Below are 20,862 nucleotides of genomic sequence, written 5' to 3' on the forward strand. Positions count from 1 at the left end.
GTTCAATGCGAAAGCAGAAAGGATTGGAAATCCGCGACAATCCGCGCCGTCCAGACGGGATTGTAGCCCGCAATCGGGGCGGAAATCAGGGAATCTCCCCGCCAGATGGCAGGAGAGGACATCAGCGCGCCGCGCGGCAGGCCAATTTCGCGCCATTCAGGGCAGTTTGTGATGCCCTCGCCCAGCGCGCGGATCACCAGATCGGGGGCGTGGGGGCCAGTGATTTGCCAGCGGCTGTCCCAGATTTGATCACTGGGCGATGCCAGCCCCGCCACCGCCGCCAATTCGCGCGCCACGATGATTTTCGCACCTTTCGCGACAATCAACGCTCCGTGCAGGGTTGCGGTGCCACCTGAAAGGGCGACCTCCAGCGCGGCTTCAAGGGGCGCGCGGCGTGGGCGATAAGGATGCGACGAGACGAACTGCGCCGCCGCTGCCAAAAGCCGCAACTGCGTCTCAAGCTCGACCTGTGCAAGCGCATCGCGGTCAAACACCACACTGCCCCCCACCACCTTGGCGACCCTGCCAGCAACATCTACCGCACGCTCCCGCAGGGCGTCACGCGCAAGCGCCATTGCGCGCGCGGTGTCCGCAAGGCGGTCAACATCAAGATCAAGCGTTTCAATGGCTTGGCGCACCTTGACCCGCGTGAACTGCGGGTCATCGTTACTTGGGTCGTCGACCCAAGGCATCTGCAAGGTGCGCAGATAATGACGCAGGTCGGCGCGCCGCATTCCCAGCAACGGGCGCACAATCGCAAAGCCCTGGGGCACGTCGCGCAGTGGTGCCATTGCCGCCAACCCGTCCACGCCTGACCCGCGTTGCACGCGCATCAGGAATGTTTCGGCCAAATCGTCACGCGTGTGGCCCATCAGGACATGACGCAGATCGCCGCGCCAGCCACCGATCAACGCCAGACGCGCGCGCCGCGCGGCGTCTTGCAGGTTGCCCTGCCCGTCCCAACCCCGCCATTTCACAATTTCGTGCGGATGGCCAAGTGCGGCACATTCAGTCGCAACCATCGCCGCCTCGGTCGCTGACTCGGGGCGTAATCCGTGATCGACCGTCACAATGCGCAGGCCAACGCCCCAGACCCGCGCCCATCCATGCGCCAGCGCCAGCATCGCCATCGAGTCGCCACCGCCAGACACGGCCAACCCAAGCGTATCGGGAAAATCGGGGCCAAGCAGATCGCCCATCGCCCCCGCAAACTGCTGATCAAGCGTTTGCGCGGTCACGAACAGCCAAGGTTCCGCATTTCTGACTGCGCAGCCAGCACAGCCGGATTGCCGGGGAACCGCACGGCGACTTCGGCCAAGGTGATGCAAGCGTCCTGCGTCTGGCCGATCGCGCCAAGGGATTTGCCCAGATTATACAAGGCATCCGGGGCCACCGGGCCTTCGGATTCGCCGGAAAAGCTTTCCAGATAGGCGCGCGCGGCATTGGTGGTTTCGCCCAAGCCGGTCAGGGCTTCACCGCGATAGAAATGCGCCTGTCCCGCTAACGGTCCGCCCGGATAGGTCGTGACAAAGGTCGCAAACTGGTCAGCGGCGCTGCGAAAGTCACCAGCGGCGAGCGCCGCCTGCGCCCGCTCAAAGTCTTCCTGTTCGCCAATCGCCAATGACGGCCCACCCGAAGGGGGCGGCGCAACAGGGCCGGGACCGGTGGGTTCGGCATCAACACCACCAAGGCTGGGCGTGTCGCCCAGCGCGGCAATATCACAGCCCTCTTCCAGTTCACAAAGCCGGAATTCCAGATCGCCGATCCGGTTGGTGCCGTCCTGCGTGATCCGGCTAACGCGGAAATCAAGCTGTTCGGTCGCCGATGTCAAACGTTGAAGTTCAGCTTCGATCGCGGTCAGGCGTTCAAGCGGCGAATTGCCAGCAACGCCGCCCAAAGGCGCGCCTGTTGTCGACAGTTCGGTTTTGAGGGTCTGGATATCCATATAGAGCACGGTCAGCTGCTGCCGGATATCGGCCAAGGTTTCCTCGCGGGTTTGCGCAAAGGCGCCGCCAGCCACAGCCGACAGCGCCAAAATCGCAACCCATTTGTGCAGACGGATCATCCCTCGTCCCCCGATACGCGTTTAGCTGGTCTGCCCGATCGAAATGATCGTCACCGCGCGGCGGTTCTGATCATAGCAGGTGTTTTCCGAACAAACCGCAATCGGGCGCTCTTTACCATAGCTGACCGTGCGAATGCGCGACGATGGCACACCCTTGGAGATCAGGTATTCGCGTACAGCGTTGGAACGGCGCGCACCAAGCGCAAGGTTGTATTCGCGGGTCCCCCGTTCATCGGCGTGACCTTCGATCACGGCCAGATAGTCGGAGTTGGTCAACAGCCACTGCGCCTGCCCGTCGAGTGTCGCCATGCCCGTGCTTGAGAGGCTGGAACTGTCAACGGTAAACAGCACGCGGTCACCGATCGTCTGGTTGAAATAGGCGGGGCTGCGCGGATCGCCTGATCCGTCCAGCGCGCCGGTTGTGACGCCTGCGCCGCCGGTCAGATCAACGGTATCGGTCGTGTCGAAACGGTCTGCGCTGGTGCAGGCCGAAATGGTAAGGCCTGCAATCAGCAAACCGACTTTGATCATGATTTTCATTTGACTGTCCTGTGTTCTTTTTGCTCGTTCTTGAGCAGACTGTATCATGTGATTGCGGTCATGGAAATCACGGTATTGTTCCTAGGGTTGCAATGGCCCCCAGGACGGATCGGACGCCCCGCCAGAGGTCGCCAAACGGCGCAGACTGCGCCCCGTGATGTCCACCGAATAGATCGACGATGTCCCGTCGGACCCTTGGGTTTCGCGGCTGAACATGATCACCCGGCCGTTGGGTGCCCATGTCGGACCTTCGTCAAGGAACGACGCGGTCAGCAGGCGTTCTTCGCTGCCATCGGTGCGCATCACGCCGATATGGAAACGCCCGGCGTTCTGTTTCGTAAATGCGATCAGATCACCCCGCGGTGACCAAACGGGGCTGCCATAGCGCCCGTCCCCAAAGGAAATCCGCCGTGGTTCGCCACCCGATGCGGGCATGATGTAAATCTGCTGCGAACCGCTGCGGTCGCTTTCAAATACGATCTGCGTGCCATCAGGCGAAAAGCTCGGCGCGGTTTCGATGCTGGGCGCGCTGGTCAGGCGGCTGTGCTGCCCGGTGGCCAGATCGGTGCGCCAGATGTCGGTGTTGCCGCCATTGGCCAGAGAGTAGATCACCTGCCGCCCATCGCGCGAAAACCTTGGGGAAAAGGTCATTTCACCCGCCTGCGTGGTCAACTGCTGGCGGCCCACATTGGCCACATCCAAAACGTTGATGCGCGGAAAGCCGGATTCATAGCTGGTGTATAGCACGCGGTCACCCGAGGGCGAAAACCGCGGGGCCAGCACAATGGCGCTGCTGTCGGTCAGGAATTGCACGTTTGCGCCGTCATAATCCATGATCGCCAGTCGTTTGGCACGGTTGTCCTTGGGGCCGGTTTCGGACACGAACACGACGCGGCTGTCAAAGTATCCGGTTTCGCCCGTGATGCGGGTATAGACGCCATCGGCAACCTTGTGTGCCATGCGCCGCCAACCATCCGTAGTGCCGACAAATTGCAACCCGTCGCCCATTTCAGCACCCGAAAATACGTCGTAAACGCGAAACTTGACGACCAGTTGCGTCCCGTTCACCGCCACGGCCCCCGTCACCAGCGCCTGGGCATTAATCGCGCGCCAGTCGGCAAAGGCGACGGTCTGGCCAAACGTCGCATGTTGGCTGATGAAAGCGCTGGCGGGAATTTGCCGAAACAGCCCCGTGCCGATCAAATCCTCGGCCAGAACGCGGCTGATATCGGCCGCCATCTGTTCCGACCCGGCGGTTTCCGCCTGAAAGGTCGGCACCGCGAAGGGTAGCGGTTCGATCACGCCTTCCTCAAGTGTCAGCCGCAGCGGTGCCTGGGCAAAAGCCTGCGTGCCAAGCATCAGCGCAGCCAAAAGGGTCATCAAACGCACAATCATCTTGTCCTCATTCTCTCTGGATTGAAGGTCAATTCAATATTTCGCCAAGTGTCGTATTGGTCACGTGGTAAATCATAACCGTCGCGGGTGCACCTGACCAAGGCCGACTTGGCGATGCGAAAGGCAATATCGGCGGAACTCTGCGTGCCGCCGGTAAAGGATACCAGCCGGATCGAATTGGTATCAGGGCGGCCATCCTCGGTCATGCTGAAACCAACCGTGACGACGGTGCTCAGCACATCCGTGCCGGCACTGCCCACGCTCCAGCAACTGCCGATTTGACGCAGGAAGCCGTTTTTGGCATCCGCGCTCAACTCTCCGCCGCCCTGATTGCCGGTTTGCGGCGCCGCGGTCGCGGCTTCGGTCGCAGCGGCCACGGCCGCCTCGACTGCGGCGGCGGTCGCATCATCCTCCGCAGGGGCGGTCGCCGTTGCGGTTTCGCTGTCGCTTGCGGGCGCGGCGGGCCGGTTGGGCCGCGTCTGGGGGCGCAGCGATCGCTCGGGTGCCGCGGCAGGCGTTTCCGCCTCGGTCACGATCTCGGGCGCGGATTCTTCCTGCGCGGTTGTTTCATCGGCTTCGGGCACATCCTCGGCCGGGGCCGCATCGGGATTGGGCGCGGTCTGATCCACGTCCGCTATCGCCACATCTTCGGGCGGCGGCGCAATGGCTTCGGGCGCGATACGGGGCGCAGGGCGTGGTTTCGGGCGCGGGCTGACACCTACGTCGGTCGACGGCGGCGGCGTCACGAGGGTCGCCACATCGGTCGGCACGTCCGGCGGCGTATCGGTCACATCGGCCTGCGGCGGCGGGGCCTGTTCAGGCGCAATCGGGGCGTCCTCTTGGGCGGGCGCGGGCACGGGTTCGGGCGGGGTCACCACCTCGGGCGGGGTGTCCACCTCGGGTGCGGGGGGTGTTTCGTCAATCGCTGGCGCGTCGGGCGTTGCAGGCGTTTCACCCGGTTGGTCGGGTTGCACGCCTTGGGTCAGAGCCGCAAATTCGGCCCCCGACACGATCGACACCTCGGTCACTTCAAACGGCAACGGGTCCGATTGCAGACCCCACCCAAGGATGAGCCAGCCGATCAGTGCCGTATGTCCAACACCTGATATGGTTGTGCCGACACTCATGGTGCTGCTACCCGTCCGACCCGTCAAATACGGGGCCACCGATATCCGTCACCAAGCCGATATTGTTGAAACCGGCGGCATTCAAGGCCCCCATGACCTCGGCCACGCGGTTCCACGCATTGGTGCCATCTGCACGCAAATAAATACGGTCACTGTCGCGTTCCGCCGCGATCCCGCGCAGACGGGCGATCAAATCAGCCTCGGGCGTTTCGGTGTTCTGGATCAGCAACGCGCCCTCGGCCGTGAGGGTCACTGTCAGGGGCTCCTCCTCCTCGCTGGGAAGGGCATTGGCAGCGGTTTCCGGCAGTTGCACGGGCACGCCCACAGTCAGTAGCGGGGCTGCGACCATGAAGATGATCAGCAACACCAGCATCACATCCACAAAAGGCGTGACATTGATTTCCGCCATCGGTTGCGTGCGGCGTGTGCGACGGCGCCGGCGCTGGCCACCCCCATCGTCGGATTTCATGACACCGGCACCCATATCAACTGTCCAACTGGCGGCTGAGGATGGTGGCAAATTCATCTGCGAACGCTTCGTAGCCGCTGACGATCCGGTCGCTGTCGGCGCTCAGCTTGTTATAGAAAATAACGGCGGGAATCGCAGCCAACAGGCCCAGACCGGTGGCCAGCAAGGCCTCGGCGATCCCCGGGGCGACAACCGCCAGCGAGGTATTCTGCTGTTCGGCAATTTCGATAAAGGCGTTCATGATGCCCCAAACGGTGCCAAACAGGCCAACAAAGGGGGCCGTGGACCCGACAGTGGCCAAGACCGGCAGACCCTTTTGCAAACGCCCGGCTTCCTTGGCAATGGCCACATCCATCGAGCGGTCAATGCGCGCCTGCGCCCCCGCGATCAGCCCGCCGTCCTGTCGGTGACTGCGCCGCCATTCCAACATGCCGGATGCGAATATCTTTTCCGACTGGCCCTTGGGCTGCGCTCCGATCTTGTCAAACAGCGCATCAAGCGGTTCGCCCGACCAAAAGGCGCGGTCAAACACGGCCGCTTCGGCGCGGGCCTTGCGGTATTGAATCCACTTGTCGACGATCACGGCCCAGCACCAGACGGACGCAAGAACCAACATGATCATGACGAATTTGACGATAAGTGTCGCGCGGGCAAACAAAGCCCACATGGTAAAGTCGGATGCTGCTTCCATTTGCCTGCTCATTGGTTTCGGGCGGTTTCGCCTCTGATTGCCCTAACAGCTATCGCATTCGACAGGGGAAATCCAACCAAACCAGCATCACGCCTGCGTTTTCACGCGTATTTCAATGCAGATTTCGGCGGAAATTCGCTGGCAAGCGCACGGGCGCGCCCTGTTCGTTCAAGGCAACCAGTGTGACGATGCTGGAAAACAGCACCTGACCGGCGCGCATGACATCCTGGTTCAGCACCAGACGGGCACCGGTAACGGCCTCAACCTGCGTCACGACCTCGACCTCATCGTCGAACCTTGCCGGGGCCAGATATTCCGCCTCGATGCGGCGCACGGCAAAAACGACCCCCTCATCGGCCTTCAATGCCACCTGATCCACCCCAAGGCCGCGCACCCACTCGCTGCGCGCGCGTTCGATAAAGCGCAGGTAATTGGCGTAATAGACGATCCCCGCAAGGTCGGTATCCTCATAATAGACGCGGATCTTGAAACGATGGGTCATTGGCTGGCCTCCACCCGTGCTGCCAGCCGCAGTGCATGGCTGGCATCCTGCGCCATTACCGGCATGACCGGATCATAGGCGGCACGGATCAGCGCGCCCACTTCGGGGCGGATCACGGCGATATCGCCATCAATCAGCGCCAGCGGTGATTGGTCCTGAAACGCGCCGTCCGACCACAACAAGATGCTTTGCACCGCCTGGGACAGGGCAAGCCTGTCCGCCGGGACTGCCGCCAAGTGCTGATCCATGCGCAAGAACACGAAACAGGCCTTGATCGCACCCGCCGCGTCAAACCGGAAAATCCGGTATTGATTGGCATCCGCCGCCTTCAACCGACCGACCAGATCGGCCAGTTCCGGCACAAGGCGGTCCAAATCCCTGACCGCCACCAGTTCATCCCAATCGGCGCAAAAGAACAGCATCAGATTAACGCCGAGTTCCGGGTCAGTCTCGGCCATCTCGTGACGCGCCATCGCCACCACAGCCTTGATGCCACCTTTCAAAACAGGCAGTACGGCGTCTTCCACCCCGAAGATCACCGGCGCAATCGGACGGCCCCAACGGGCAAACAGATAGCTACCGTCGGTGCGGGTGAAAAACGCTTCAACAGCTTCAGGGCTCATCTTCATCTTGGCACTACAACTCCCGCCGGAGGCTTAAAAGTTTTGCGCCCGTCATTCAAACAAATCGCCGGGCCGTGGCGCATCCATCCCCAGATGGGTCCAGGCCTTTTGCGCCAGCATCCGCCCGCGCGGAGTGCGCTGTATCAGACCCTGCTGCAACAGGAACGGCTCGATCACTTCTTCAAGCGCATCGCGGCTTTCCGAGAGCGCGGCAGACAGGGTTTCAATCCCCACAGGGCCGCCCTGATAATTTTCGGCGATCAGGCGCAGGTAGCGGCGATCCGCGCCGTCCAGCCCCAGATGGTCAACTCCCAGACGCGTCAGGGCGCGGTCGGCGATGTCATGGGTCACGGTGCCGTCCCCTTCGACCACCGCAAAATCGACGACACGACGCAGCAAACGCCCGGCGATGCGCGGCGTGCCACGGGCGCGACGGGCGATTTCCTGCGCACCATCGGGTGTGGCGGGCGCACCCATCAGGCGGGCACCGCGCGTGACGATCTCGTGCAGCTCTTTGACGTTATAAAACTCAAGCCGCGTCGGGATGCCGAAACGATCGCGCAGTGGCGTGGTCAGCAGGCCCATACGGGTGGTCGCCCCGATCAAGGTGAAGGGCTGCAATTCAATGCGCACGGTGCGCGCGGCAGGGCCTTCGCCGATCACCAGATCCAGTTCGAAATCCTCGAGCGCGGGATAAAGCACTTCCTCCACCGCCGGATTAAGCCGGTGGATTTCGTCAATAAACAACACATCGCGCGCTTCCAGATTGGTCAGGATCGCCGCCAGATCGCCCGCCTTGGCCAGAACTGGACCGGATGTCATGCGAAACCCCACGCCCAATTCGCGCGCCATGATCTGCGCCAGCGTGGTCTTGCCCAGACCGGGGGGACCATGAAACAACGTGTGGTCCATCGCCACCTCGCGCTTGCGCGCACTTTCGATGAACACCTTGAGGTTCGCGCGGGCCTCGGCCTGACCGATAAATTCGTCCAGAACCTGTGGCCGCAAGGCACGGTCGTGATCTTCGGACAGACGCTCGGGGCGCAGGGTTGGGTCGGGTTCGGTCATGTGTTCAGGCCATAGTCGATTGTGCTCAAGCGCGCCATCCAGCTTCGCTCTTTTTGGGTCACTTCCCGAATGTCCGCCGCAGGTGACAACAATTCAAGGATACTGAATCGAAAGCTGTCTGTCCTGCGCCTTGACAACTCTTTTGTGACCCCTTTCGGCCCCGCCACATGGGCCCGCCAACGTCCACAAAGGTTTTCCGCACCGTAGGCCGACCCGACATAGCGCGCACCGTCCTTTTCATCGACGATCAGGTATATTCCGCGCCAAGCCGCCAGTTGTTGCGCCCATTCCCGTGGTAGATTGCGGACATCTGCGGTGCTCAAACTCACTTGCTCCCAAGACGGGAAATCCGGCACGAGGGATGGGCGGCGCATCACTTCAATTACGGGCAGGGACGTTTTTTTCGCAAGCCGCATGTAGTTGCGTGCACCGGGATCCGCGACGACCAGACGCCCACGCAATTCGGCCAAACGATCATCCGCAACAAGGTCGAATTTCAAACGCCCCGCGATTGCATCTAGCCCTTCATAAGGGCCAGAAGCCGCCGGGTCGATACAACGCCGCATCCGCATGAAATCGGCGTCGTTTTGCAGGGATTGAATGGTTGCCTCGCTACTTCCTGTCTGTCGGTAGAGTCCGACAAAAGTGAGTTCAGAGGGTATTCGCAAAACAAACGAGGCCATCAAAGGCATTCGCGCCAACGTTGCCTGCTGAATATTCGGATGGGTCGATTGATAGGCGTCAAACGCGGGCAGGTCATCTTCAGCCATCGCACAAAGGGCGCGACGACCATCGTCGCCTTTGGGTTTGTGCAAAGCGAGGGCAACAGCTGACGGATCAACCCCGTTGACGCTCAAAAGATCGCGGAATTCCATCCCCTACCCCTTTGGGGCCAGCAGCTTGAGGGCTGCGCGGATCAGGGCGGGAGTGTCGGCGGGTGGGGTGTCTCCGGCGGCCTGAGCCACGGCGCCCGCCGCATCGCTGGGGGAATAGCCAAGGTTGGCAAGGGCCGAGAGCGCTTCGGATTGCGCATTGTTGTCTGGCGTGGGCATCGCGGCGACGGGGGTTTCGATAACCGCGTCATCCGCAGGCCCGGCGGTGCCAAGCGCCTGTGCCACTGTGCCGCCCATCGCCATGACGCCGGGGGCCTTGTCTTTCAGTTCCAGAATGACCTTTTGCGCGGTCTTGGGGCCGACGCCCTTGGCCTTGGCAATCGCGGCCCAGTCACCCAAAGCAATCGCGCGGCTGACCCCATCCGCGCCCAAAGCCCCAAGGATCGCAAGCGAGGCTTTCGCGCCGATCCCCTGCACGCCCATCAACAGGCGGTGCCATTCCTTTTCGACCAACGTGGTAAAGCCGAACAGCTGTAAATTGTCCTCGCGCACCAAAAGGTCGGTAAACAACGCCACAGCTTCGCCGTTGCCGGGCAGCGCAGCCATGACACGGTCGGATACATAAACCACGTAGCCAACACCGCGCACGTCGATCAACACGTGATCCGTCGCGCGATAATCAATCCGTCCCGAAATCTTGCCGATCATGCGCTGGCCTTTTGCACGGCGCGGGTCAAATGGCCCGCTGATTGCAGATGGTGCGCGTGGCAAATTGCGATGGCAAGGGCATCGGCAGCATCCGGTCCGGCAAGAACCACACCGGGAAGCTGAAGGCGCACCATATGAGCAATCTGCGCCTTGTCCGCATGGCCCACACCAACAACGGCCTTTTTCACCGCATTGGGGGCATATTCACCGACCAACAGGCCCGCCTGCGCCGGAACAAGCATGGCGATCCCCCTTGCCTGCCCCAGTTTCAGGGTGCCCGCACCATCCTTGTTCACGAACGTCTGTTCGACCGCTGCGGCATCGGGCGCGTGGGCAGCGATGATTTCGCTTAACTGGTGATGTAATTGCAACAGCCGCTGGGCCAGATCGCTGCCGGTTGTTTTGCAGACGCCATTGGCCACATGGCCCAGACGCGATCCCGTCACGTCAATCACGCCCCAGCCCATGTTGCGCAGCCCTGGATCGATCCCCAATACCCGCATAACCGCCCCTTTTTGTTCGTCTTTTTTCAGGCGATAGCACAAAACGCGAACATAGGCCAATGACTTTGTTTGCGACCGCATTGCAAAAACCTGCGAAAACGACGTCTATTTGCGTCATATCATAGCCTGATCGCGACGTCGAAAATGTCTTTTTTATGTCGCTTTTTCAGGATGTTATGCCAAAGAATAGCTATGCCGGAAACGCATATCACCCATGCAAACTTGGCACTGGTTTTGTCGCGATTTGCCTCCTAAGTGCGGCTCAGAACAACGCATTTTTTACACATCCGATGCCCCGCATCGCCAAACGATACTGGAACTGAACATGGCCGCAATCGACACCTCCCGCTCCTTCGCAACCACACCGCGCTTTGTAAATCGCGTGAACCGTTTTGTCGCAGAATCCATCGGCGCAATCGCTGACTGGAACGACGCGCGCGTCACACGTAATTCGCTGTCGAAATTGTCCGCGCGCGAACTGGACGACATCGGCCTGTGCGCTGGCGACATCGACATGATCGCGACGCGCGGCGCCAAGCGCTAAATCAGCGATCCACGAAACACCAAAAGGCCGCGCTCCCGAAATGGAGCGCGGCCTTTTCACATTTCGAAACCTGATTAGCGCAGGTAAGTGTTGATCATGTCCGCAGACCAGACCGTAACCGGATCAGCCTGCATCAACCATGCGCCGCCCTGTTCGACGATCGTACCAGCTTGCAGAACGCCGACACGGTCATTGTAAGTTGCAGGGCCAAGATCGGCCAACAGATACCCCTTGAACGCAAAGCCCGCAGCGATCAGCAACAACAGACCGCGCAGCGGAAAGCGCAAGGCGCGACGCCGGGGTTTGGCAATGATCAAGCCATCATGATTTACGGAATGCACCACGCCAGCGCGGTTCATGCGGTCATGCCGACGCGTAATTGCGCGCAGACGTTTTTCAAACGGGAGATGGACAGTGCCCATAGCAGCCTCCGAATACGAGGCCCCCACCACGTCCAATTAAGATCGCCCCAAATTGTGGCAAAACTGGGGCAATCCAGCCAATTATGGCAACTTATCCCTTATTTTTAGGTTTCTTTTCTTAAAGTTAGGGTGGTCCAATCAACAATCTCTTCCCTATGGTCAAGATTGAACCCGTTTTCGATATAAACCGCGAGAACATCGTCAGCCTGTTCGTTCAGAATCCCCGAGAGAATCGCCCGCCCGCCTGCCGCAACGTGACGCGCCATATCCGGTGCCAGCGCCACAAGCGGCCCCTTCAGGATATTGGCAAACACCAAATCATAGGGTGCCGTCCTGGTCAGTTTGGGGTGGGCAAAGCCCGCAGCCTCGACACAAGGCACCCGCCCCGTCAGATCGTTGGCCGCCATATTCGCAAGGGCCACGTCGACGGCCACCTGATCAATATCGGAAGCAACAACGACCCCATCCAACACTTTGGCCGCGGCCATCGCCAACACGGCCGTCCCGCAACCGATATCGGCCACCTTGGCGGGGACCACGCCCTGATCCAGCAACCGGTCAAAGGCGCGCAGGCAGCCCAGTGTCGTTCCGTGATGGCCCGTGCCAAAGGCCATCGCCGCCTCGATCAACAGCGCGACCTTGTCGGTTGGCACCTTATCGGCGTCATGGTTGCCATAGACGAAAAACCGCCCCGCCGCGACGGGCGACAATTCGCGCCGCACATGGGCGACCCAATCGGTTTCCGGCAGTTCGGACACCACAAAGGGTTTCGCGCCGAATGTTGCCGCCAGGATCGCCAGTTCGGTTTCGTCCGGCTGGTCGATGAAATATCCGCCGACCTCCCACGTGTCGCTGCCGTCCTCGACCTCGAAAACACCGATGCCGGTGGGTTCGGGCGTCATCCGTTCCATCGCTTCGCCAAGGCGTTCGGCGTCCGCCTGGCCTGCAAGGGTCGTGAGGGCAGTAAAAGTCGGCATGGGGTGTCCTTGTTTAGGCAATCACCGCACGTGGGCGATGAAAGATGGTTTCGTTGCCCGGTGTCGGGTCGCGCGGGATCATCAGCGCGAGAATCAGCGACACCAATGCCATCCCTGCCGCCAGAATGAACACCGCCGCAGGTGACGCCAACCACAACAGGCCCAGCAAGACAGGCAAAAACACCGCTGCAATATGGTTAATTGTAAAGGCAACAGCCGCCGTGGGGGCGATATCACCGGGATCGGCGATTTTCTGGAAATAGGTTTTCAGCGCCAGTGCCAGCGCGAAAAACAGGTGGTCCACGATATATAGCGCTGACGCCAGCAAAACGCCCCAGCCAAAGAAATACACGCCGCCATAAGCCAGAAACACCACGACCAGCCCGACATATTCGAACACAAGCGCGTTGCGTTCACCAAACACAGTCACGACACGCCCCATGACGGGAGCAAAAACCATGTTGGCCACAAGATTGATCAGGAAAAGTGCCGTGACTTCGTGCACCGCAAACCCGAACTTTTCGACCATCATGAAACCCGCGAAGACGACGAAAATCTGCCGCCGCGCGCCCGACATGAATTGCAGCAGATAATACAGCCAGTAGCGGCGGCGCAGCACAAAGGTTTTCAACTGCGGGTTCGGGCTTTCGAATTGCGGATAGGCCAGCAGGCAGAACACGCCCACAAACACCGTGAACCCGCCCGACACCATATAGACGAAGTTGTAGGACAGATTGAACCGGTCCCAGGTCACGACGATCAGCAAATAGGCCAACAGGGTCGCGCCCGATCCAGCCGCCATGATCCAGCCCAGCATTTGCGGCGCGCGGGCCTTGTCGATCCATTGCAGCTGCAGTGATTGGTTGACCGTTTCAAAGTAGTGAAATCCGATCGACGAGAGCATCGTGATCGTCAGGATGCCACCCATCGACGGGAACTGCGCCGTCACCGCCGTGGCCACACCCAGCAGCACTAATGCGATCAACCCCAATATCTGTTCGCGGAAAAACATCAGTAGCGCAATCACCCCAACCGCCAGAAACCCCGGAATTTCGCGCACCGTATGAAGCAGGCCGATGTCAGCCCCGTCGAAGCTCGCCACTTCGATCACGAAATTATTGAGCAGAGCCGACCATGTCGCAAAGGCAACCGGCATGGCGGCGGCTGTCAGGAACAGCAACGTGATCGGACGGCGCCAGAACGGCAAATGGCGCGCCTGGGCCAAGGGGATTGGTTGTCTCATGGCGTCCGATTACGCCTTTTCCTGCGATATTACGAGGGGGGTTGTGCCTTGCCACACCACCTTGGCCGCGCAATGCTGGCCCCAATACGGGAGGACAGAATGGCAGACGTCAAGATCACGGTCGAAAACATTAACCAACCCGGGTTCACCAGCCGCGTCGATGCCGCGAAATACAACGCGATGAAAGCAGCGATGCTGACCACGCTGACCCATGATGCGCCGGGCATGACAGCAGCCGAAATTAAAGACGCCGCCAAAACCCTGTTGCCCGATGATTTATTTCCCGGCGGGGCGACGGCGGGCTGGTGGGTGAAATGCGTGCAGCTTGATCTGGAAGCCAAAGGCGTGGTGAGGCGCAGCGCGACGAAACCGCTGCGGTTTTATCTTACCTAGCAAGGACGTGCCTGTTGCCGCCGTTTGCGCTTGAGGTCTGCTTTGCGGGACTTTGCGGGCTTTCGCTGCGCTTGCGCCAATGTCCGGTCTGGTGAATCGTTCAACAAACGGTGGTTTTTGGGAAGAAATGTTGACGCTGGTAGGACTCACGAGCACAAAAACACGTGGCGAATAATTAGCCGTCTATAAAGGGCAATGAACAGAGATGAGATATTCACGGGCATGGATAGTACTGCTGGTGGCATGGGCAGCGATTTCGCTCTTACTTACACCAACAATTTCGGATGCCCTCAGATATTACGATTTGGCAAGCACAGTATTCTTTTGGTTTCTACTGGTCGCCGCAGCTCTAATTCCTCTAGCACATGAATTCATTCATCCGCTGCGCCCCTATCGCAGAACTATTTTGCTGGCCGGTTTTGCATCAGCAGCATTACTTGCCTACATTTGGGAGCAAGATCGTAGTGCTAGTGATGTGTATGCAATCCCGCTGGTATGGGCGTGCATCTTAGGATGCAGTGACTGGCTGTTTCTAAAAGCACAACCAAAAATCGCAGCACAACCATCTCCAAGCAAAGACGTCAAAAGGCAGCTTAGAGAACACGCTGATAATAACATTACGAAGGCTTTAGAAGAGTTTGATGTTAATGTAGCTGAGTTCAAGAAGGCGTTCTCAAGTGAGATGCCGAAAGGTGGGCCTTATGTTCAGTTTGGGTCGTTCTCCCTGATTGCTATAAAGAATTTCAACGCAACAAAATTTGGACTGGAAGCAGCATTTGCAGCATTTTTTGTGGTGTTTCAAAGAGTCTATGATGATCCTCGGCAAAGCCGAGTGTATTTAGCATTGCGCGAACACGCTCTTGAAAAGCTTAGCGAAATTCAACTTCCTGATCAAAATGAGAAGTCCGCCTACCTCGTTGAGGATGACATCCAGAAGGTCTGGGAACAGGTCAATAACCCAAAGTATCGAGATAAAATGGATGAGCTGAGGCTTGCAGTTATCATGCTTGGGTTGTCTGTCGGCCCCCTCGCAAAGCCTTTACTTGCAGAAGACAAAGATCGCGAGGTTCTTACACGCCTCATGAAACGTACTTTGGGGCGAATGCGTGCCTGCCTCCAGCAGAATTAGCACACTATCAGAAAATGGCATGCGCAAATGGCAGCAAAGTCTGCTTAGATATTATCTAAGGACGTTCCAAAAACCCTCGCTTTTGGAACACCAAAAAACCACCTTCACTGACGGTGCCACAAACCCCGTCCAAAACAAAACCCGTTGATGCAGGTTTTTGCCTGTCCAGAGTTACCGGACATTCGTGTTAGCCGCAGCATCGGTCAAAGTGGACTCAAAGCGGTCAACTGGAAACACTGTTCACAACGTGGGAACCTAATCAATAAAAGCTCTGCGGGTCGATATCGATCGCCATGCGCAGAGTGCCGGGCAGCTTGAACTGCGCGGCCCATGCAGCCAGTGCAGCCTGCAGCGGAGCGCCCTTGTCCGCCTTGACCAGCAAACGCACACGGTGCCGCCCCCTGATCCGGGCGATGGGTGCTGGCGCGGGCCCAAACACCTGCGCACCGATCTTGCGCAACGGTGCGTCGTTGCGCGCCATTTCGGTGCCCAGATCAAACACCTCCTGCACGTTCGGACTGCTCAGGACAATCCCCGCCATCCGGCCATAGGGCGGCACGCCAGCGGCCTTGCGCTCGGCGGCTTCGGCGCTCCAGAACGCCTCCTCGTCGCCACCCAAAATCGCGCGAATGACGGGGTGTTCGGGCTGAAAGGTCTGCATCAAGGCCTCGCCCGGCGCCTCGGCCCGGCCAGCGCGCCCGGCCACCTGCCGCATCAGTTGAAAGGTGCGCTCAGCGGCGCGCAGGTCAGACCCTTGCAGGCCCAGATCAGCATCAATCACCCCCACGAGGGTCAGCAACGGAAAGTTGTGGCCCTTGGCCACAAGTTGCGTGCCGATGATGATATCCGCATCGCCCCGCGTGATCGCGGCGATATGGTCTTTTAACGCCCGCGCCGATCCGAAATGATCCGACGACAGCACCGCGATCCGCGCATCGGGAAACAGCGCTGTGGCCTCTTCGGCCATGCGTTCCACACCGGGACCAACGGGTGACAAACGGTCCTCGGCCTCGCAGCTGGGGCAGACTGTCGGCATCGGTTTGGTCTCGCCGCATTGGTGACACATCAGGCGTTTCAGAAATCGGTGTTCGACCATGCGCGCGTCGCATTGATCACAGGCGATCTGATGGCCACAGGCACGGCAAATCGTGACGGGCGCATAGCCACGCCGGTTCAGGAACAGCAGCGATTGTTCGCCCCTTTCCAGCCGCGCCTGCACTGCCGCACGTAGGGTGGGTGAAACCCACCGCCCCCCCGGCAAATCCTCGACCCGCATGTCAATCGCGCCCATCTTTGGCATGACAGCAGCCCCGAACCGCGCGGTCAGTTCGAGTTTCGCATATTTGCCCGCCTCGACATTGGCCCAGCTTTCCAGACTGGGTGTCGCGCTGGCCAGCACCACGTGGGCGTTGTTGATATGGGCGCGCAGCACCGTCATGTCGCGCGCGTTATAAAGCACGCCGTCCTCTTGTTTATAGGATGTGTCGTGTTCTTCATCGACGACGACCAGCCCCAGATCGCGGTAGGGCAGGAACAAGGCCGATCGCGCGCCAACCACCAACCCCGCCGCCCCCTGCCCGACCATGCGCCAGCAGCGACGCCGTTCGGTCATGGTGACACCGGAATGCCATTCGGCGGGTTTAAAGCCAAAGCGCGCCTCGACCCGCGTGATGAACTCTGAAGTGAGGGCGATTTCCGGCAGTAACACCAGTGCCTGCCGCCCCGCGCGCAGGCATTCGGCCACCGCCTCGAGATATACCTCGGTCTTGCCCGATCCGGTCACGCCCTTCAGCAAGGTTGTGCCATACGCGCCAGACACCACGGCACGTTTCAGCACCTCCGCGCCCGCGGCCTGATCCGCCGTCAGTTCCTTGCCGCCATAATCGGGGTCCAACGTGGGGTAAGGCGTATCGCGCGGTGCGTCTTCTTCGCTGACCGCGCCCAGTTTCACCAATCCCTTGATCACCGATGGCGTCACCCCCGCCAATTCGGCCAGTTCACCCAAGGTGAACGACAGCCCGCCGTAATCGCGCAGCACCTCCAGCACCTTGGTGCGCGCGTCGGTCATGCGATCGGGCGTGCCGGTGCCAAGGCGAAACACCTTGCGCATGGATAGCGCATCACCCAAGCTGGGCGCGCGCGTGGCAAGGCGCAGCATCGCCGACATCGGCGTCAGCGTATATTCGGCGGCGCGGGTCAGGAACTGACGCATTTCAGCACGCATCGGGGCCACGTCCAGAACGCGGATCACGCTGCGAACCTTGGCATAATCAAAATCGCCCTGGCCCGGCCCCCAGACCACCCCCAGCACCTTGCGCGGCCCCAATGGCACCTCGACGAAAGCGCCCAGCATGCAGCCACCTTCGGGCGCCTTGTAATCAAGAATACGGTCAAGCGGTTGTGCAGTCAGCACGCCGACCAAATCACCTTGGTGAAAGAACTCTGGCACGGGTCAGGTCGCCTTGCGCAGGGTCGCCGTCAGCAGGCCCATCGCGATCAGAACAGCGCCACCCGCGCGGGTCATCCACGCCAGAACGGCCGACCGGCGGATCGTGGCGCGCATGCCATCAGCCAACAGTGCATAGGCCAGCGCATTGACGGCGGCGAGCGTCACAAACGTGGCGATCAGCACGGCAAACTGTGGCGCGAGCGGGCGATCCACCATCAGAAACTGCGGCACGAAAGCGATGAAAAACACGATGGATTTCGGGTTCAGCGCGGTGACGATCATTGCATTGCCGAACACGCGGCGCGGGGTCAAATCCGGCACATCAGCAAGGCGGCCCAAGGTCTGCCCGCCTGCCGCGCGGATCATGCCGACCCCCATCCAAACCAGATAGGCGGCACCGACCCATTTCAATGCCGTAAACAACGTGGCCGAAGCAAGAACAACCGCGCCCAACCCCAGCAACGACGCGGTCATCGCGATCAGATCACCCGTCGCCACCCCCGCCGCCGAGGCCACGGCCACGCGCCGCCCCTGTGTCAGCGCATAGGTCAGCACCAACACGATTGTCGGACCGGGAATCATCAACAACACGACCGACGCCGCCACAAAGGCCACCCACACCTGAATATCCATGTCATACCTCGCTCAAGGGGTTTCAGCCACGCCCACCATAGGTTAAACGCTGGATCAGCAAACGCCACCCTTCACCGGAGAGACAACATGAAGTTTTTTGTAGATACCGCCGACATCGCAGCGATCACAGAACTCAACGACCTTGGTATGGTGGACGGGGTAACAACCAACCCCTCGATCATCGCCAAATCGGGCCGCGATATTCTGGACGTGACCAAGGAAATCTGTGGCATCGTTGACGGTCCCGTATCGGCCGAAGTCGTATCCCTGACGGCCGACGACATGATCGCCGAAGGGCGCAAGCTGGCCAAGATCGCCGAAAATATCGCCGTCAAAGTGCCGCTGACCTGGGATGGTCTCAGGGCCTGCAAGGTGCTGAGCGACGAAGGCAATATGGTCAACGTGACCCTGTGTTTCAGTGCCAATCAGGCGCTGCTGGCCGCCAAGGCCGGTGCGACATTCATCAGCCCCTTCATCGGGCGTCTGGATGATATCAACCTTGATGGGCTGGAACTGATCGAGGATATCCGCACGATCTATGACAACTACGGCTTTGAAACGCAGATTCTGGCAGCGTCAATCCGCAGTGCCAACCACATGTCCGAATGCGCCAAGATCGGTGCCGATGTCGCCACCGCGCCGCCGAACGTGATCAAGGCGATGGCGAACCACGTGCTGACGGACAAGGGGTTGGACGGATTCATGGCCGACGTCAAAAAAGCCGGTATCAAGATTTTGTAAGCACCAGCGGCCCCGACCCAACCTGTCGGGGCCAGGCGACACAGCTACAACACTTTGTCCGGTAACAAAAAAACAGGCGCAAAAGGCAAACAGGTCTGTTATACAGGCGCAAATATATAACAATGAGTGACGGCATGAGCAGCAAACCCCTGATGGATGATCAGGTTCGGGATCGGATTATGTCCGACCCTGAATCGCTTTTGGAAGACCAGGACATCATGCGCGCGCTTGTCGCCGCGAACGAAAAATCTCTGGGCGGCAATATCGTCGATCTGCGCGGCATCGCGATGGAACGGCTCGAGGCGCGCCTTGACCGGCTTGAAGACACCCATCGCAGTGTGATCGCCGCCGCTTATGAAAACCTTGCCGGCACCAACCAGATCCACCGCGCGGTCCTGCGGATGATGGATGCGACCAAGTTTGAAAGTTTCCTGCGGGATCTGAACACCGATGTGGCCGCGATCCTGCGCGTCGATTGCGTGCGCCTTGTGCTGGAATCTGTATCCCGCACCGACGATCCGGCCGTTTCCCGCCTTGGAGATGTGCTGAACGTCTGTGAACCGGGCTTTGTCGACGACTACGTGATGCAGGGCCGCAACATGCCCGTGCGCCAGGTCACCCTGCGTCAGGTTCAGCCCGAGAATCATACGATCTTTGGCGACAAATCCGACTACATCCGCTCGGAGGCCTGCATCAAGCTGGACCTTGGTGATGGTCGTCTGCCCGGCATGTTGATCATGGGGGCCGAAGACCCGCACCAGTTCACCCCTCAACAAGGCACTGATCTGCTGACCTTTTTTGGCGGCGTGTTTGAACGTGCCATGCGGCGTTGGCTGTCATAGGCGCGTGATCTCCCCCGCCCTGTCGAATGCCCTGCGAGGCTGGCTGGATCACCAGAAGGCACTGAATGGTGCCGCCGACAACACGCTGACTGCCTATCAGACCGACCTTCTGGGGTTTTTGGCGTTCATGACGCAGCATCACGGCGGGCAGCAGGGGCTGGGGCCGATTTCAGCCATTTCTGTCAGCGATATGCGCGCATGGATGGCCCATGAACGTGGGCGCGGTGTTGCGGCCCGATCGTTGGCGCGATCCCTCTCTGCCGTGAAGTCGTTTTACCGCTGGCTGGCCGAACGCGAAGGGTTTGAACCTACCGCCGTGCTGTCGACCCGTTCGCCCAAGTTTCAGAAAAAGCTGCCCCGACCACTGGCCAAGGATGCGGCCCGCGCGATGATCGACACCGTTGAATTGCAGGCGCGCGACCCTTGGGTTGCGGCGCGCGACACGGCTGTGATTACCCTACTTTACGGCTGCGGCCTGCGTATTTCCGAAGCCCTGGGGCTATGCGGGCGTGACGCCCCCCTGCCCGATGTCTTGCGTATCACCGGCAAGGGCGGCAAGGAACGCATCGTGCCGGTCCTCCCCGCCGCGCGCGCTGCGGTTGATACCTATTTGCATGCCTGCCCCTATCCCGTCGAACCCGATAGCGCGCTGTTTCGCGCCGTGCGGGGTGGCCCGCTGGCCCCGCGCGCGATCCAGAAGGTGATGGAACACGCCCGCTTGCAACTGGGCCTGCCTGCCACGGCCACGCCCCATGCGCTGCGCCATTCCTTTGCGACACACCTGCTGTCTGCGGGCGGCGATCTGCGCACCATTCAGGAATTGCTGGGCCACGCCAGCCTGTCCACGACCCAGGCCTACACGGCCGTCGATACCGCCCGCCTGATGGAAGTCTATGACGCGGCGCATCCCAAATCGGCCTCTAATTCTTGATTGCCCCGCATCGATAATTCGGACATGACAGCCA

Annotated in this window: 24 protein-coding genes; 6 read left to right on the top strand and 18 right to left on the bottom strand. The window is 60.1% G+C overall.

Features of this window, described 5'->3' with window-relative positions; genetic code table 11:
• Positions 1-2: 2 nt before the first annotated feature.
• The 13 genes from tilS to ruvC all read right to left on the bottom strand — a co-directional run bounded on the left by tilS (position 3) and on the right by ruvC (position 10,524).
• On the bottom strand, positions 3-1,238 hold the full coding sequence (gene tilS, locus FTO60_RS12145; protein WP_254696798.1) for a tRNA lysidine(34) synthetase TilS: 1,236 nt from the start codon (positions 1,236-1,238) through the stop codon (positions 3-5).
• Positions 1,235-2,065, bottom strand: coding sequence for a tol-pal system protein YbgF (gene ybgF, locus FTO60_RS12150; RefSeq protein WP_148056205.1), 831 nt, complete (start codon positions 2,063-2,065; stop codon positions 1,235-1,237). Before ybgF ends, tilS begins: the two co-directional genes overlap by 4 nt.
• A 21-nt stretch (positions 2,066-2,086) precedes the next feature.
• Positions 2,087-2,605 carry a peptidoglycan-associated lipoprotein Pal gene (gene pal, locus FTO60_RS12155; RefSeq protein ID WP_148056206.1) on the bottom strand — a complete coding sequence of 173 codons (519 nt, stop codon included), beginning with the start codon at positions 2,603-2,605 and terminating at the stop codon, positions 2,087-2,089.
• Positions 2,606-2,686: 81 nt separating this feature from the next.
• Positions 2,687-4,000 carry a Tol-Pal system beta propeller repeat protein TolB gene (gene tolB, locus FTO60_RS12160; protein WP_148056207.1) on the bottom strand — a complete coding sequence of 438 codons (1,314 nt, stop codon included), beginning with the start codon at positions 3,998-4,000 and terminating at the stop codon, positions 2,687-2,689.
• On the bottom strand, positions 3,997-5,127 hold the full coding sequence (locus FTO60_RS12165) for a cell envelope biogenesis protein TolA (RefSeq protein WP_148056208.1): 1,131 nt from the start codon (positions 5,125-5,127) through the stop codon (positions 3,997-3,999). Before FTO60_RS12165 ends, tolB begins: the two co-directional genes overlap by 4 nt.
• Before the next feature lie 7 nt (positions 5,128-5,134).
• Entirely contained in the window at positions 5,135-5,611 is a 477-nt protein-coding gene (locus tag FTO60_RS12170) for an ExbD/TolR family protein (protein WP_148056209.1), read from the bottom strand.
• Position 5,612: 1 nt separating this feature from the next.
• Positions 5,613-6,287 carry a protein TolQ gene (gene tolQ, locus FTO60_RS12175; protein WP_172623881.1) on the bottom strand — a complete coding sequence of 225 codons (675 nt, stop codon included), beginning with the start codon at positions 6,285-6,287 and terminating at the stop codon, positions 5,613-5,615.
• A gap of 112 nt (positions 6,288-6,399) precedes the next feature.
• On the bottom strand, positions 6,400-6,789 hold the full coding sequence (gene ybgC, locus FTO60_RS12180) for a tol-pal system-associated acyl-CoA thioesterase (RefSeq protein WP_148056210.1): 390 nt from the start codon (positions 6,787-6,789) through the stop codon (positions 6,400-6,402).
• The gene (locus FTO60_RS12185; RefSeq protein ID WP_148057146.1) at positions 6,786-7,412 is read right to left on the bottom strand and encodes a hypothetical protein; all 627 of its coding nucleotides are present in this window, start codon (positions 7,410-7,412) and stop codon (positions 6,786-6,788) included. The genes ybgC and FTO60_RS12185 overlap by 4 nt, the downstream gene beginning before the upstream one ends.
• 51 nt (positions 7,413-7,463) lie before the next feature.
• Positions 7,464-8,480 carry a Holliday junction branch migration DNA helicase RuvB gene (gene ruvB, locus FTO60_RS12190; RefSeq protein ID WP_148056211.1) on the bottom strand — a complete coding sequence of 339 codons (1,017 nt, stop codon included), beginning with the start codon at positions 8,478-8,480 and terminating at the stop codon, positions 7,464-7,466.
• Positions 8,477-9,355 carry a GIY-YIG nuclease family protein gene (locus FTO60_RS12195; RefSeq protein WP_148056212.1) on the bottom strand — a complete coding sequence of 293 codons (879 nt, stop codon included), beginning with the start codon at positions 9,353-9,355 and terminating at the stop codon, positions 8,477-8,479. Before FTO60_RS12195 ends, ruvB begins: the two co-directional genes overlap by 4 nt.
• Before the next feature lie 3 nt (positions 9,356-9,358).
• On the bottom strand, positions 9,359-10,021 hold the full coding sequence (gene ruvA / locus FTO60_RS12200) for a Holliday junction branch migration protein RuvA (RefSeq protein ID WP_148056213.1): 663 nt from the start codon (positions 10,019-10,021) through the stop codon (positions 9,359-9,361).
• Entirely contained in the window at positions 10,018-10,524 is a 507-nt protein-coding gene (ruvC, locus tag FTO60_RS12205) for a crossover junction endodeoxyribonuclease RuvC (RefSeq protein WP_148057147.1), read from the bottom strand. The genes ruvA and ruvC overlap by 4 nt, the downstream gene beginning before the upstream one ends.
• Positions 10,525-10,849: 325 nt before the next feature.
• Here ruvC and FTO60_RS12210 point away from each other — a divergent pair, with 325 nt between their 5' ends.
• Entirely contained in the window at positions 10,850-11,068 is a 219-nt protein-coding gene (locus FTO60_RS12210) for a DUF1127 domain-containing protein (protein ID WP_148056214.1), read from the top strand.
• 74 nt (positions 11,069-11,142) lie between these two features.
• Here the strand turns inward: FTO60_RS12210 and FTO60_RS12215 are convergent, their stop codons facing one another.
• From FTO60_RS12215 to FTO60_RS12225, 3 genes are all read right to left on the bottom strand, one after another.
• Positions 11,143-11,490: a hypothetical protein gene (locus FTO60_RS12215; protein WP_254696799.1), complete on the bottom strand. Its 348-nt coding sequence runs from the start codon at positions 11,488-11,490 to the stop codon at positions 11,143-11,145.
• Between the two features lie 104 nt (positions 11,491-11,594).
• Entirely contained in the window at positions 11,595-12,467 is an 873-nt protein-coding gene (locus FTO60_RS12220) for a 50S ribosomal protein L11 methyltransferase (protein ID WP_148056216.1), read from the bottom strand.
• A gap of 13 nt (positions 12,468-12,480) precedes the next feature.
• Positions 12,481-13,710, bottom strand: a complete 1,230-nt coding sequence (locus FTO60_RS12225; RefSeq protein ID WP_148056217.1) for an MFS transporter — start codon at positions 13,708-13,710, stop codon at positions 12,481-12,483.
• 99 nt (positions 13,711-13,809) lie between these two features.
• Between FTO60_RS12225 and FTO60_RS12230 the strand changes: the two genes are divergently transcribed.
• Positions 13,810-14,103 (top strand): hypothetical protein, encoded by a 294-nt coding sequence (locus FTO60_RS12230; protein ID WP_148056218.1) that lies wholly within the window; start codon positions 13,810-13,812, stop codon positions 14,101-14,103.
• Between the two features lie 205 nt (positions 14,104-14,308).
• Complete coding sequence (locus FTO60_RS12235) at positions 14,309-15,232, top strand: hypothetical protein (RefSeq protein ID WP_148056219.1); 924 nt, start codon at positions 14,309-14,311, stop codon at positions 15,230-15,232.
• A 259-nt stretch (positions 15,233-15,491) separates the two neighbouring features.
• Here FTO60_RS12235 and FTO60_RS12240 read toward each other — a convergent pair whose 3' ends face one another.
• Both FTO60_RS12240 and FTO60_RS12245 read right to left on the bottom strand, forming a co-directional pair.
• Complete coding sequence (locus FTO60_RS12240) at positions 15,492-17,645, bottom strand: primosomal protein N' (RefSeq protein WP_254696800.1); 2,154 nt, start codon at positions 17,643-17,645, stop codon at positions 15,492-15,494.
• A gap of 39 nt (positions 17,646-17,684) precedes the next feature.
• Positions 17,685-18,314 carry a LysE family translocator gene (locus FTO60_RS12245; RefSeq protein WP_148056221.1) on the bottom strand — a complete coding sequence of 210 codons (630 nt, stop codon included), beginning with the start codon at positions 18,312-18,314 and terminating at the stop codon, positions 17,685-17,687.
• An 87-nt stretch (positions 18,315-18,401) separates the two neighbouring features.
• On the opposite strand from FTO60_RS12245, the gene fsa reads away from it, so the two are divergent.
• From fsa to FTO60_RS12260, 3 genes are all read left to right on the top strand, one after another.
• Positions 18,402-19,055, top strand: a complete 654-nt coding sequence (gene fsa / locus FTO60_RS12250; protein WP_148056222.1) for a fructose-6-phosphate aldolase — start codon at positions 18,402-18,404, stop codon at positions 19,053-19,055.
• 134 nt (positions 19,056-19,189) lie between these two features.
• Positions 19,190-19,897, top strand: a complete 708-nt coding sequence (locus FTO60_RS12255) for a DUF484 family protein (RefSeq protein WP_148056223.1) — start codon at positions 19,190-19,192, stop codon at positions 19,895-19,897.
• A gap of 4 nt (positions 19,898-19,901) precedes the next feature.
• Positions 19,902-20,828, top strand: a complete 927-nt coding sequence (locus FTO60_RS12260; protein ID WP_148056224.1) for a tyrosine recombinase XerC — start codon at positions 19,902-19,904, stop codon at positions 20,826-20,828.
• The last annotated feature ends 34 nt before the right edge of the window (positions 20,829-20,862 follow it).

The sequence above is a fragment of the Octadecabacter sp. SW4 genome, assembly GCF_008065155.1.
Classification (GTDB): Bacteria; Pseudomonadota; Alphaproteobacteria; order Rhodobacterales; family Rhodobacteraceae; genus SW4.